The organism is Streptomyces nigrescens, from assembly GCF_027626975.1.
In the GTDB taxonomy this organism is placed as follows: Bacteria; Actinomycetota; Actinomycetes; order Streptomycetales; family Streptomycetaceae; genus Streptomyces; species Streptomyces nigrescens.
On record NZ_CP114203.1, the window covers coordinates 9007773 to 9021942 of the forward strand.

Below are 14170 nucleotides of genomic sequence, written 5' to 3' on the forward strand. Positions count from 1 at the left end.
GCGAGGCCGCCGGCGGACGGCTGGTCAGGCCAAGGCCTGTACGACCTGCCGGACGTGGTCCACGAACTGACGGGCAAGCATCCGGGCATCATCGTCCGGGATGGCGTCGTGCCGGTAACGCAACACGCCGCCCACGGCAGGGTGCGGCCACAACTCCACGGTCAGCTCCGGAACGGCATTCGCGGCCGGACTACGGATGAGCTCGGCCTCGGCGTCACCCCACTGCAGTGAGGACGGGGGGATCTCCTCCTGCAGCAGATACGCCTGCAACAGCGGGTGCCGCCGGTGGCCGTCGGGAAGCTTGGGCATGATCGCATTCATCGGCACCAGGGGCGGCTTCATCGCGGCACGCAGTTCCTCGGCGGCGGCGGACGCCAGCACCCGCGGCGTGTCGGCATCGGCCGGCAGCCGCAACGGCAGCAGACCTGCCATGCAGCCGACCAGAGCGGCCTCCTGCTCCGTGTACCGGCCGCTCACGGGAACGGCGACAGCCGGGTCGGGCACCCCTGTGTACGCGCGCAGGAGCATCACATAGGCGGCGTAGAACACCGACATGGCAGTCCCCTGTACAGCGGCAGCTGCGGCGCCGACCTCGGCGATCAGCTCTTCGTCGATGGCCAGTGGCACCTCGCCCGCCGGACCGCTCCAGGGCCTTCGGTCGTTCAGCGGAAAGGCCAGCTCGGGGGCGTCGGCCATGCGCTTGCGCCGGGACCAGATGGCGAACGGGAACTGCTTCCGGTACTGCTCACGCTGGGCAGCGATGACACGGAAGTACGACGGTGGTTGATCGGCCTGCGGGATGATGCCGCGCAGCAGCGACTTGTAGGCATCGGCGAGTTCCTCGCTGAACAGACGGGCGGACCAGCCGTCGAAGAAGATGTGGTGGACGCTGATGGCGAGCACCGCCTCGTGCCGGCCGGCCGGGAAGAGCGCGGCCCTGATCGGACTGCCGGCCACCAGATCGAAGGGGCGCATCGCCCACGCGGTTGCCGCCCGCTCCGCCTCCGCCGGGCTCGCCACTGCCGGCTGTAGCTGTAACACTCCTGCGGTCTCACCGGCGGGCAGGACACGGACCTGAGGATGTTCCAGGTCGGAGCCGAAACGTACCCGTAGCACCTCGTGGCGGGCCACCAGGTGGTCCAGGGCTGCTGAGAGTGCGGCCGCGTCGACAGCACCTCGCAGCCGGTAGATCACGGGCACCACGGCCTCGTCGAGGCGGGTGCCGCTGCGCAGTGCCGTCCAGAAGCTGCCGAAGACGAAAGGGAGTTCACGCGGCGCGTATCCCGTCTCGGGACCGGGATCCGCGCGCCCCGTGTCAGTGCCGCTCGGAGCGGCGGGCGCCCGGCCGAGCAGCTCCGCGATCCGTTGCGGCGAGCGCGTGCGGAAGATATCGGAAACCGGGATGGTGCGTGAGAATCTGCTGCTCAATCGCGTGGCCAGCCGCATGGCCGTCAGGGAGGTGGCGCCGCGGTCGAAGAGGTCGTCCCCGGGGGCGACCGGGTATCCCAGCAGCTCCGCAGCGACCGTACGGACGGCCTCGATGCCGTGGTCCGTGTCCGCCGCACTGTCGTCTGCCGCACCCTCGTCCGCCGCACCGTCGTCGGCAGCCGGTGCCGGCAGGAGCGCGGCAAGGGCACGCTCGTCGGCCTTGCCGTTCGCGGTGAGAGGAAGTTCGTCGACGGCGCGCAGGACGTCGGGTACGAATCCGGCCGGCAGCGTCCTGGAGACCGCGGACCGCACCTGCTGGGGGTCCACGCCCCCGTGCCGGGTGAGGTAGAAGGCCGCCAGGCGGGTCTTGTTCGGGGCGTCGAGCGGCAGCGCCAGCGCGACGGCCCGGGTGACCCCGGGCACGGACTCGATGAGGCGTTCGATCTCCTCCGGCTCGATGCGCAACCCCCGCACCTTGAGCTGGCGGTCCTTGCGGCCGGCGAACAGCAGTTGCCCCCGGTCATTGATCCGTGCCAGGTCACCGGTCAGATAGGCCCGGCCCGCACCGTCCGCCCGGAGCTCGACGAACCGCTGGTTCGCCTCGGCGTCGGCTCCGAGATACCCGAGCGACACCCCGTCCCCGCTGAGCGCGATCTCACCCACGCACCCCGTGGGTACGACAGCGTGCTGCTCGTCGAGGAGGTGCACGGACGTGTTGGTCACCGGCGTGCCGATGGGCACCTCATCGGCCAACTCATCAGTCCGGGCCACCCACAGAGTGCTGTTGATGGTGTTCTCCACCGGCCCGTAGGCATTCACCAGCTGAAGTCCTGGATGCTGTCGCAGGCATCGTGCGACATGGCCGGCCGGCAGCCGTTCGCCGCCGACGAAGACGAGGCGGAGCCCGGCGAGCGAACCCGGGTCGTCATCGACGAGCATGCCGAACAGGGGAGTGGCGACCGCCAGCATGGTGAGCCCGTCCCGGACCAGTTCGCGCAGCCGCTGCCCCGTCAGGTACCGATCGTCGAAGAGCACACAGGTGCCGCCGTTGATCAGACTCACCCATAGTTCGAGGGCGAAGATGTCCCAGGCCATCGAGGAGAGCTGCAGCGTGGTCAGCGGCTCGTCGTGCAGGCGTCTGATGTCGATGGCCGTGCGTGCGACGCCCCGGTGCGGCGCGAGCACAGCTTTGGGCATGCCGGTGCTGCCCGACGTGAGGAAGACACAGAAGGGATCTGCGCCGCTGGTGGGCGGCGCGGGCCTGGCCGCCGGGACAGGGCGATCGGGATGGACCGCGAGCACGTCCTCAACGGTCAGCGTGACGGCGGTGCCGACCGGCTCTCCGGGCACCGACGTCACACACACCGTGGCGCCGGTCTGCCGGACGAGTTGCCGGCAACGGCCGACCGGCCAGTCAACGGGCGCGCACGCATAGACCGCACCCACCTTCAGCAGCCCCAGCAACACCGTCATCGTCCCGGGAGTGCGCTCGGCCCGGACAACCACCACGTCACCCGCGGCCACTCCTTGCCCGGCCAGGACCGCAGCCGCCCGGTCCGCCGCCGCTACCAGTGCGCGGTAGGTCACCGAGGTGTCTCGCCACCGGAGTGCGACGGCTTCCGGGTTGGCAGTGGCGGTGCGGTCCACGAGGACATCTATGCGGTCTCCCCCGGGGTAGGGAGTGCGTGGGCCGTGTAATACCGACATCGGGAGTTGGGCTGTTGCCACCTGGCGCCTCCGTTTGTGTCCAGGGCTCGGGCGCAGGTGCTGCGCGGCCGCCACAGCTTGCACACTATCTCTGGGTCGGCGACCACCTGTGCGAATTCAGCCTTTTCACCCCCACCCTGCCTGGATCAATGCCTGCGCAGTTTCTTGGCCAGGTGGGAGGCGCCGAGGAGCAGCACGGCCGTCAACGCCAGGGCGACCAGCACGATGCACGCGAGGGCGCCGACGCCGGCCCCATGGGTGAGGACGGCCTCCAGGGCGAAACTCAGGGTGGTGACCGAGATCAGCAGGGGTGCTGCGTACCAGAACAGGAAGACGAAGAAGCTGAGGTCCCCGAAGGGCGTAGGGATCCCGATGAACAGCAGCTCGGACCGGACCGGCCCGCGTACTGCCGCCACGACCGAGGCCGCGGCGAACGGCAGCGCGCACACCGGCATCAGCAGGAGCGCCCAGGCAGCTCCGTTGAGTGCGAAGGGTACGGCCGCCAGGCAAGCAAGTACGGCACCGAGCCCTGCCGGGACGATCGCGTGATGGAGCATCAAGGTAGCGAAGCGGAAGGGCGACCAGGATGAGCGCCGGAGATCGTCCGCCTCCAGTCGCGCCGACTCGGCCAGCCGGCCAACCGCCAGATACCCGAGAACCAGGGCCATGACCACAGCGGCGACCCTGCTACCGCCGTCGAGTGATGCGGCCAGTCCCGCGATCGCTGCGGCGGCCGCGGTCCAGAGGGCCGCGCCGCCGACCCGGCCCGGTGCGCGCAGCAACGCCACGGCGTCGCGCCAGATCACCACGAGGTACTTGCTGCGAGGCATGGGCAGCTGACGCCGTGACGCATGCCCGTTGTGTCCGAGCGCCTCGCTCACGGCCAGCTTGGCGGCGCGCAGTTCCACCGACCACATCACCGATGCGACCGTGGTGGCCGTCGCCGCGCGAGCACGCAACTGCCTGGTGGGGACGGTCGCGGAAACCGCATGCGCGTACAGCGCCGCCACGGCGGTGAGGACCACGAGCAGCGTGACAGCGACGGGCCAGCCGCTCGCCGAGCCACCCGCCGCATGGACGACCGGTTGCGCGGCCCAGCCCCAGGGCCCGGACCACAGCTCGACCTGCTCCAGCACCGGAAGCCGGTGCCCGGTGGCCGCCCACCCCGTCTGCGCGACGAGCACCACCAGCAGCAGCACGGCGTACGGCGTCCATGTCCTGACCCGGGCTCCCAGGCTGGTCCGTCGTTCGACCTGGAGGGCGAGCACGACCGCGAGGAGCGGAAGACACAGCCCGGCGGGCAGGCAGGCCGCAAGCCCGGTCCCCAGCGAGGAGAGTCCGGTCAGGCGCAACAGAACACCCCCGGCGACCGTGCACAGCACCCCGCCGACGACGGCGAGTCCAGCAGTGAGGCGAAAGTAGGGGCGTAGCACTCGGGTCCGGTCGACCGGCTGGCTGAGCAGCCACGCCGCGGCCGGTGCCGGCACGATCACCGGCCCGCGCCACAGCGCGTCGCGCGCGGCGATCACCGCCAGGCAGAGAGCCAGCAGCACCAGACCCGCGGGAAGCGCACGGCGGATCGCCTCCAGGACGTCCCCGTGGGCGGCCACGTGCTCCAGGCGCTGGGCGAAACGGTAGACGAAAGTCGTGCCGTAGCCGCCGGCGAGCAGGACGAGCGAGTAACCGATGACGCCGAGATCACGGTTGCGCTTGCTGCGGTGCCCGCGGCGCTTGTCGCGCAGCCACCGCAACGTCTCGGAAGTGCGGTCGTACTCCGCCGTCCAGGCTGTCTCCTCGCTCACTGGTGGTCACCCATCTGCCGGAGAACCGTGGCAGGGGCGCCGGAGGCCACGACTTTGCCGTCCTCCAGAGCGACCACCCGGTCGGCGACCGCCCGGACGAGATCCGCCTGGTGGGTTGCGAGCAGTACCGCTACGCCGTCCTCTTTCTCGCCGATCAGCAGTTCGCTCAGGCGCCTGCGGGAGTCGGGGTCGAGGCGCTGCTCCGGCTCATCGAGTACGAGAAGATCGCGGGGGCGGACCAGGGCAGCGGCGAGCAGGAATGCCTGCATCTGTCCCGAGGACAGGGCGGCGGGGAGATGGTGCGCGTGGCCCTCAAGGCGGCGGTCCGCCAGGACTTGATCGATCCACCCGTCCGCGTCAGCCACATCGTGGGCCACGGTGATGAGCTTGAGATGGTCGTGCACGCTCAGGTCGGGATAGCACGCGATGGTGTCGCCGACGACGGCGACCCTGGCGCGCACCTCGGGGTCGTCCTCATCGATGACCCTGCCGTCGAACAGCGCGGTGCCGGTGGTCGGTTTGTCCCGGCCGCTGGCGATGCGCAGCAACGTGGATTTCCCGGAGCCGTTGTGTCCGAAGAGAGCGGTGCAGGTACCGGCCGGGACCTGCAGGTCCAGGGGGTGCAGCGCCTGGCGATCACCATAAGTGCGGCTGATCCCGCGAAGCTGCAATAAGGCGGGGACGGCACCCTCGCCGGCTTCGCTTGTCTTGCTGGGCATCGTGCCTCCGATATGAGGAATCCGTTAGCGCGAGCGTAGCGGCCGCGCCGATCACCACACCTGCCGCGCAGGTCGTCGGACTTCGAGTGGTACGCGGTGATGCTCTGCGTGTTCTCGTGGCAGTGCGGTCCGCGGTGCGCGACCATACGGACGCCGAGCCAGGCTCGATCATCGGCGTCGTGCATGAGGGAAGTTTCTCGCCGGCGGCCGGCCCGCGTGGACTGCCGCGGGTCTGGTCAGGCGTTTCCAGCCGGCGGGCGCCATGGCGCGCTACGAGCGCGGGCCGCGGTGCTCGACACCAGTACAGCAACCGACGGCAAGAACAAGCAGCCAGCAGAAGGAAACACCGAGACAGGAAGAAGGACGGACGTGTCCGGCAGCGAAAGCGAGAACCCAGTAATCTCCTCCCCGGCCCCCACGCCGACCCGGCCCCGGTCGAACCGGGACTGGTGGCCGAATCAGATGGACCTTCAGATTCTCCACCAGCACTCTTCCCGGTCCAATCCGATGGACGAGGACTTCACCTACGCGGAAGAGTTCGCGGCCCTCGATCTCGACGCGCTGAAGCGGGACGTCTTCGAGGTGATGACGACCTCGCAGGAATGGTGGCCTGCCGACTACGGTCACTACGGGCCGCTCTTCATCCGGATGAGCTGGCATGCCGCGGGAACGTACCGCATCGCCGATGGCCGGGGCGGTGGCGGCGCAGGCGCTCAGCGCTTCGCCCCCCTCAACAGCTGGCCGGACAACGCGAGCCTCGACAAAGCACGCCGTTTGCTCTGGCCGGTCAAGCAGAAGTACGGCCGGAAAATCTCCTGGGCCGATCTCCTGGTCTTCGCCGGCAACTGTGCCATGGAGTCGATGGGGTTCAAGACGTTCGGGTTCGGCTTCGGGCGGGAGGACATCTGGGAACCCGAGGAGATCTTCTGGGGGCCGGAGGACACCTGGCTCGGGGATGAGCGCTACAGCGGCGACAGGGAACTCGCAGCTCCTTTCGGTGCCGTGCAGATGGGACTGATCTACGTCAATCCGGAGGGGCCCAACGGCAATCCGGATCCGATGGCTGCGGCCAGGGACATCCGCGAGACCTTCGGACGGATGGCGATGAATGACGAGGAGACGGTTGCGCTCATCGTCGGCGGCCACACCTTCGGGAAGTGCCATGGCGCGGTCGATCCCTCGTACATCGGCCCGGAACCCGAGGCGTGCCCCATCGAGCAGCAGGGCCTCGGCTGGCGGAACACCCACGGCAGCGGCAAGGGCGCCGACACGCTCACCAGCGGACTCGAGGGCGCATGGACCTCGCAGCCGACGACGTGGGACAACGGGTACCTGGACAACCTGTTCCGGTACGACTGGGAGCTGACGACGAGCCCGGCCGGCGCGAAGCAGTGGACTCCCACGGACACCTCGGCCCGGGGCACGGTGCCCGATGCTCATGATCCGTCGAAGAAGCACGCTCCCATGATGCTGACGACGGACCTCGCGCTGAAGCGGGATCCGGTCTACGGGCCGATCGCGAAGAGCTTCCACGAGAACCCGGACAAGCTCGCGGTGGCGTTCGCCAAGGCGTGGTACAAGCTGCTGCACCGCGACATGGGGCCCCTCTCGCGCTACCTCGGCCCGTGGGTCGCCGAGCCGCAGCTGTGGCAGGACCCGGTCCCTGAGGTCGATCACGAACTGGTCGCGGACGAGGACATCGCTGCCCTCAAGGACAGGATCCTCGGCTCGGGACTGTCCGTCTCCCAGCTGGTCACCACCGCGTGGGCGGCGGCGGCAAGCTTCCGCGGCACCGACAAGCGCGGCGGCGCCAACGGGGCACGGATTCGCCTCGCACCGCAAAAGGACTGGGAGGTCAACGCCCGGCCCGAGGTGGCCGAGGTGCTGCAGACCCTCGAACAGATCCGGCAGGACTTCAACGGCTCACAGACCGGCGGAAGGAAAGTGTCCCTCGCCGACCTGATCGTCCTGGGCGGATGCGCGGCCGTCGAGCAGGCCGCGAAGAACGCCGGGCACGACGTCACCGTCCCGTTCGCACCGGGGCGCACGGACGCCTCGCAGGAGCAGACCGACGCGGAGACGTTCGCCGTGCTCGAACCCAGGGCAGACGGGTTCCGCAACTACCTCCGGGCGGGAGAGAAGCTGTCACCGGAGACGCTGTTGCTGGACCGCGCCAGCCTGTTGACGCTGACCGCTCCCGAGATGACGGTCCTGGTCGGCGGTATGCGCGCCCTGAACACCGGCTTCGCGGGATGCCCGCATGGCGTCTTCACGCACCGGCCGGAGACCTTGACCAACGACTTCTTCGCCAACCTGCTCGACATGGGCACGGAGTGGAAGGCGTCGGCCACAGCCGAGAACGTATACGAAGGCCGGGATCGCGTCACGGGCGAGGCCAAGTGGACCGCCACCGCCGTCGACCTCATCTTCGGTTCGCACTCCCAGCTCCGAGCCGTCTCGGAGGTCTACGCGTCCGCGGACGCGGGAGAGAAGTTCATGCGTGACTTCGTGGCGGCGTGGGACAAGGTGATGAACCTCGACCGGTTCGACCTGGCCTGAGCCCGATGTCCGGTCGGCCACCCATCGGCCGACCGGGACATGGGAGGAATGCGTACGACGTGTGGGCTCTCCCGCGCGGAACCGTCAGCGGTGTCTTGAGCTCTGCGGTTCTTGCCGGTGTCGCTTGTCGAGTGCTTGCTGATACAGCCTTCCGGCGCGGTAGGAGGACCGGACCAGAGGCCCGGACAGCACTCCCGCGAAACCGATCTCCTCGGCCTCTTCCTGGAGCTCGATGAACTCCTCGGGCCGGACCCACCGCTCCACCGGGTGGTGCCGCGCCGAGGGGCGCAGGTACTGGGTGATGGTGACCAGGTCGCAGCCGGCGGCGTGCAGGTCGGCCAGTGCGGTGGAGACCTCCGCCCGGGTCTCTCCCAGGCCCAGGATCAGGTTCGACTTGGTGACCAGGCCGAACTCCCGCGCCGCGGTGAGCACACCGAGCGACCTGTCGTAGCGGAACGCGGGCCGGATCCGTTTGAAGATCCGCGGCACCGTCTCCACATTGTGGGCCAGCACTTCCGGCCGCGACTCGAATACCTGGGCCAATAGCTCGGGGACACCATTGAAGTCCGGGACCAGGTTCTCCACCCCGGTACCCGGGTTCCGTGCGTGGATCTGCCGGACCGTCTCGGCGTACAGCCAGGCACCACCGTCAGGCAGGTCGTCGCGGGCCACCCCGGTGATCGTGGCGTACCGCAGATTCATCTTGGCCACCGACTCCGCCACCCGGCGCGGCTCCTCCCGGTCCAGCGCCTGGGGCTTTCCGGTGTCGATCTGGCAGAAGTCACAGCGCCGGGTGCACTGGTCACCGCCGATGAGGAAGGTGGCCTCGCGGTCCTCCCAGCACTCGAAGATGTTCGGGCACCCGGCCTCCTGGCACACGGTGTGCAGCCCTTCGGCCTCCACCTGCGCGCGCAACGCGTTGTACTCCGGCCCCATCCTCACCCGTGTCCTCATCCACTCGGGCTTTCGTTCGACCGGGGTCCGGCTGTTGCGCACCTCAAGTCGCAGCAGCCTGCGGCCGTCGGGCGAGGCGGCGGGTGTGGGGGCGTCGCTCATGTCACAGCTCCGGGTACAAAGGGTGGGCGTCGGTGAGCGTGGCCACGCGAGCCCGCAGCTCGGCGGCGAGGCTCGGGGTGTACGCCGGCTTGAGGGCCTCGGCGATGATGTCGGCGACCGCCGCGAATTCGGCTTCCGCGAAGCCGCGGCCGGCCAGCGCCGGAGTACCGATCCTCAGCCCCGAGGTCACCATCGGCGGGCGGGGGTCGAACGGTACGGCGTTGCGGTTGACCGTGATGCCGATGTCGTGCAGACGGTCCTCCGCCTGCTGCCCGTCGAGCTCCGACTCCCGCAGGTCGACCAGGACCAGATGGACGTCGGTGCCACCGGACAGCACGGAGACGCCCGCGTCCGCGACATCGGGACCACTCAGCCGCTCGGCGAGAAGCCGGGCACCCGCGAGGGTACGCTCCTGGCACCGGCGGAACGCCGGCTCGGACGCCATCTTGAACGCGACGGCCTTGGCAGCGATCACATGCTCCAGCGGCCCGCCCTGCTGGCCGGGGAAGACCGCACTGTTGACCTTCTTCGCCACGTCCGCACGGTTGGTCAGCACCACTCCACCGCGCGGCCCGCCGAGCGTCTTGTGCGTGGTCGTGGTGACCACGTCGGCGTGCGGCACCGGATTGGGGTGCAGGCCCGCGGCGACCAGACCGGCGAAGTGCGCCATGTCGACCATCAGGTACGCGCCGGACCGGTCCGCGATCCGCCGGAAGGCGGCGAAGTCCAGCTGCCGGGGGTAGGCCGACCAGCCCGCGATGATCAGCTGCGGCCGGTGCTCCATGGCCAGCCGCTCGACCTCGGCCATGTCGACCCGGTTGTCCTCCGCGGAGACGTGGTAGACCACGGTGTTGTAGAGCTTGCCGGAGAAGTTGATCCGCATGCCGTGAGTGAGGTGCCCGCCGTGCGCGAGGTCCAGGCCCAGGATGGTGTCTCCCGGTTGGAGCAGCGCCGTCATCGCGGCGGCGTTCGCCTGGGCGCCCGAGTGCGGCTGCACATTGGCGAAGGACGCACCGAACAACGCCTTGATCCGGGTGAGGGCGAGCCGCTCGATGACGTCGACGTGCTCACATCCGCCGTAGTAGCGGCGGCCCGGGTAGCCCTCGGCGTACTTGTTCGTCAGGACCGAGCCCTGCGCCTCCATGACCGCGACCGGTGCGAAGTTCTCGCTCGCGATCATCTCCAGCGTGTTCTGCTGCCGCGCCAGCTCGGCGCGCACGGCGGTGTGTACCTCGGGGTCGAAGTCGGCGAGCCGACGGTCGAGTACGGACATGTCATTCTCCTGCCGTGAGTGCCGCATAGGCGGCGGCGTCCAGCAGGTCCGGAGTACCGGCGATCCGCATCCGGAACAGCCAACCGGCCCCGAACGGGTCGGAGTTGACCAGACCGGGGTCGGCCACGGCGGCTTCGTTGATCTCGACGACTTCGCCGTCCGCGGGAGCGAACAGGTCGCTCACGGACTTGGTCGACTCGATCTCTCCACACGCGTCGCCGGCCTTGATCGTCGTGCCCACGGCAGGCAGATCGAGGTAGACGACATCGCCGAGCGCGTCGGAGGCATGTGCGGTGACACCGACGGTCGACAGGTCGCCCTCGCGCGCGATCCATTCGTGGTCGCTGGTGTACTTCAGGTCGGGGGACAGGCTCATGATCTGTTCTCCTGTGGGGGTCAGGCTTGGCGGCGGTAGAAGGGCAGCTCGACGACCTGGGCGGGCTCCTTGCTGCCCCGGATGTCGACGAGCACCTCGGTGCCGGGTGCGCTCCGGCCGGTCGGCAGATAGGCCATGGCTATGGCGTGGTCGAGGGCGCGTCCCGCCTCGGGTCCGGAAAGCTCGATCTCTCCCATGTGGGTGAGGTCGAAGATTCCGGCGGTGGTCCGTACCGCGTGGTGCTCGGCCAGCTCGGAGGTGTAGCGCAGGGGCATGGACCAGCCGGCGAAGTCGGTGAACGACGCACCGAGCTCCGCGTGAAGGTCGTGCAGGGGAGTCTTCTTGAGCATGGTGGTTCCTCTTCGGACCGTGATCGGCCCGGGTCAGGACGCGAAGGCTTCGGGAGGCGGGCAGGAGCAGACCAGGTTGCGGTCGCCGTGCGCCTGGTCGATCCGGCCGACCGGTGGCCAGTACTTGTCGGGCGTGACGCCCGCCGGGAATGCGGCCCGCTCGCGCGAGTAGGCGCGGGTCCACTCGCCGGCGATCGCGGCGGCGGTGTGCGGTGCCTGTCGCAGCGGGCTGTCCTCAAGGCCCCAGACACCCTTGTCCACCAGGTCGATCTCCGCACGGATCGCGATCATCGCCTCGCAGAAGCGGTCCAGTTCAGCGAGGCTCTCGCTCTCCGTCGGCTCGACCATCAGCGTGCCGGGGACCGGAAAGCTCATCGTCGGCGCGTGGAAGCCGTAGTCGATGAGCCGCTTGGCGATGTCATCGACCGTCACCCCCGTGGCGGCGGTGAGGGGGCGTACGTCGAGGATGCACTCGTGCGCGACGAGGCCCGACTCCCCGGCGTACAGGACGGGGAAGTGTGACGCGAGGCGCCGGGCCACGTAGTTGGCGCTCAGCACGGCCGTCCGGGTTGCCTCGGTCAGCCCCTCGGCGCCCATCATCCGGATGTAGGCCCACGGGATCGGCAGGATGCCGGCACTGCCGAACGGCGCGGCGCTCACCGCCCCGATGCCGTCGCGGCGCCCGGTGTCGGGGTGCAGCGGGTGGGTGGGCAGGTACGGCGCGAGGTGTTCGGCCACCGCGACCGGGCCGACCCCCGGCCCGCCGCCGCCGTGCGGGATGCAGAACGTCTTGTGCAGATTCAGGTGTGACACGTCGCCACCGAACTCGCCGGGCTTGGCGACTCCGAGCAGCGCGTTGAGGTTGGCGCCGTCGACGTACACCTGTCCGCCGTGCTCGTGCACCAGCTCGCACAGCCGGGTGATGCTGTCCTCGTAGACGCCGTGCGTGGAGGGATAGGTCACCATGATCGCGGCCAGGTTGTCGGAGTGCTTCGCGCACTTCGCCTCGAGGTCCCCGAGATCGACGGTGCCATCGGGCCGCGATGCCACCACGACGACGCGCATCCCGGCCATGGCGGCCGAGGCCGCGTTGGTGCCGTGCGCGCTTGCCGGGATCAGGCACACATCGCGTCCGGCCTGGCCGTTGCTCTCGTGGTAACGGCGGATCGCCAGCAGGCCGGCGAGCTCGCCCTGCGATCCCGCGTTCGGCTGGATGGAGACCTTGGCGTACCCCGTGACCTCTGCCAGCCACGTCTCGAGCTGCTCGACCAGGGCCAGGTACCCGGCAGCGTCCGTGAGGGGCGCGAAGGGGTGCAGGTCGGCGAAGCCGGGCCAGCTGACCGGCTCCATCTCCGTGGTCGCGTTGAGCTTCATCGTGCAGGACCCGAGCGGGATCATCCCGCGGTCCAGCGCGAAGTCACGGTCGGAGAGCTTGCGCAGATAACGCAGCATCGCGGTCTCCGACCGGTGCCGGTGGAAGACCGGGTGGGTGAGGAAGGGGGAGGTGCGCCGCAGGTCCGGCGGAAGCGCCGCCGAAGCGCCGGCCGCCGGGCCGTCCAGGTCGTCCCCCACCGCGCCGAAGGCGTTGAGCACGAGACGGACATGGTCTTGCGAGGTGACCTCGGAGCAGGAGATGCCGACGTGGTCACCGTCCACCAGCCGCAGGAGCAACCCCTTGTCGTGCGCGGCCGCGACGACCTCCTCGGCACGGCCGGGGACCCGCACCAGCAGAGTGTCGAAGAACTCGGGGTGCACCACCGTGATCCCGCTGTTCCGCAGCCCGGTGGCGAGGAGTGTGGCGTGCCGGTGCGTCCGACGGGCGATCCCGGTCAGCCCCTCGGGGCCGTGGTAGACGGCGTACATCGACGCGACCACGGCGAGCAGGACCTGCGCCGTACAGATGTTGGAGGTCGCCTTGTCGCGTCGGATGTGCTGTTCGCGGGTCTGCAGGGCGAGGCGGTACGCCGGACGGCCGGCGTTGTCCACGGAGACGCCCACGAGCCGGCCGGGCAGGTGCCGTTCGAGCCCTTCGCGGACCGCGATGTAGCCGGCGTGCGGTCCGCCGTAGAACAGGGGGACACCGAACCGCTGGGACGATCCCACGACGATGTCGGCGCCGAACTCACCCGGCGGCACGAGCAGCGTGAGCGCCAACAGGTCGGCGGTCACGGTGACCTGCGCCCCGCGCGCTCGCGCCGCGGCGGTCACCTCGCGCAGATCGCGGACGGCGCCCGAGCAGCCGGGGTAGGACAGCACCACCCCGAAGAAGTCGTCCTCCGGCAGCGGCGCGGCGACGTCGATCTCGACGATCTCGATGCCGACCGCGGCGGCACGCGTGCGCAGGACGTCGAGGGTCTGCGGCAGGGTGTCGCGGTCGACCAGGACGCGGTGGCGACTCCTGCCGGCGACACGACGCATGACCGTGACGGCCTCAGCGACCGCCGTGGCCTCGTCGAGCAGCGACGCGTTGGCGGTCGGCAGCCCGGTGAGGTCTCCGACCATGGTCTGGAAGTTGATCAATGCCTCGAGCCGGCCCTGGCTGATCTCCGGCTGGTAGGGCGTGTAGGCGGTGTACCACGAAGGGTCTTCCAGCACATTGCGCCGGATCACCGCGGGCGTGGTGGTCGCGTGGTAGCCCAGTCCGCTCATCGGGACGGCCACGGTGTTCCTGCTTGCGAGCTCCTGCAGCTCGGCGCGGGCTTCGGTCTCGGTGGCGGCGGCAGGCAGGTTCAGTTCGGAAGCGCTGCGGATGCCGCTCGGGACGGCGGCGTCGATGAGGGCGGCGAGCGTCGGGTAGCCGACTTCGGCCAGCATCTTGGCGCGGTCGGCGTCGCCGACGCCGATGTGGCGGGCGGCGAACTCACCCGACGCGGAGGACTCGGTGAAGGTCATGGTGGGAG

9 protein-coding genes are annotated in these 14170 nt (G+C 69.7%); 1 reads left to right on the top strand and 8 read right to left on the bottom strand.

Annotated features, from left to right (window positions below):
• Window positions 1–24 precede the first annotated feature (24 nt).
• From STRNI_RS38865 to STRNI_RS38875, 3 genes are all read right to left on the bottom strand, one after another.
• A complete protein-coding gene (locus STRNI_RS38865; RefSeq protein ID WP_277412962.1) occupies window positions 25–3075 on the bottom strand; it encodes an AMP-binding protein in 3051 nt (1016 codons plus the stop codon).
• A 206-nt stretch (window positions 3076–3281) separates the two neighbouring features.
• Complete coding sequence (locus STRNI_RS38870) at window positions 3282–4937, bottom strand: DUF6297 family protein (RefSeq protein WP_277412963.1); 1656 nt, start codon at window positions 4935–4937, stop codon at window positions 3282–3284.
• Window positions 4934–5656 carry an ABC transporter ATP-binding protein gene (locus STRNI_RS38875; RefSeq protein ID WP_277412964.1) on the bottom strand — a complete coding sequence of 241 codons (723 nt, stop codon included), beginning with the start codon at window positions 5654–5656 and terminating at the stop codon, window positions 4934–4936. Before STRNI_RS38875 ends, STRNI_RS38870 begins: the two co-directional genes overlap by 4 nt.
• 369 nt (window positions 5657–6025) lie before the next feature.
• Here STRNI_RS38875 and katG point away from each other — a divergent pair, with 369 nt between their 5' ends.
• Entirely contained in the window at window positions 6026–8215 is a 2190-nt protein-coding gene (gene katG / locus STRNI_RS38880) for a catalase/peroxidase HPI (RefSeq protein ID WP_277412965.1), read from the top strand.
• A gap of 84 nt (window positions 8216–8299) precedes the next feature.
• On the opposite strand, the gene lipA is transcribed toward katG, so the two are convergent.
• From lipA to gcvP, 5 genes are read right to left on the bottom strand one after another with little or no spacing between them, the layout of a single operon-like run.
• Window positions 8300–9271, bottom strand: coding sequence for a lipoyl synthase (gene lipA / locus STRNI_RS38885; RefSeq protein ID WP_266437249.1), 972 nt, complete (start codon window positions 9269–9271; stop codon window positions 8300–8302).
• A 1-nt stretch (window position 9272) separates the two neighbouring features.
• Entirely contained in the window at window positions 9273–10544 is a 1272-nt protein-coding gene (glyA, locus tag STRNI_RS38890; protein WP_277412966.1) for a serine hydroxymethyltransferase, read from the bottom strand.
• A gap of 1 nt (window position 10545) precedes the next feature.
• Window positions 10546–10920, bottom strand: a complete 375-nt coding sequence (gene gcvH / locus STRNI_RS38895) for a glycine cleavage system protein GcvH (protein WP_159491616.1) — start codon at window positions 10918–10920, stop codon at window positions 10546–10548.
• A 20-nt stretch (window positions 10921–10940) separates the two neighbouring features.
• Window positions 10941–11270, bottom strand: a complete 330-nt coding sequence (locus STRNI_RS38900) for a glycine cleavage T C-terminal barrel domain-containing protein (RefSeq protein ID WP_277412967.1) — start codon at window positions 11268–11270, stop codon at window positions 10941–10943.
• 33 nt (window positions 11271–11303) lie between these two features.
• The gene (gcvP, locus tag STRNI_RS38905) at window positions 11304–14162 is read right to left on the bottom strand and encodes an aminomethyl-transferring glycine dehydrogenase (RefSeq protein ID WP_277412968.1); all 2859 of its coding nucleotides are present in this window, start codon (window positions 14160–14162) and stop codon (window positions 11304–11306) included.
• Between the last annotated feature and the right edge of the window lie 8 nt (window positions 14163–14170).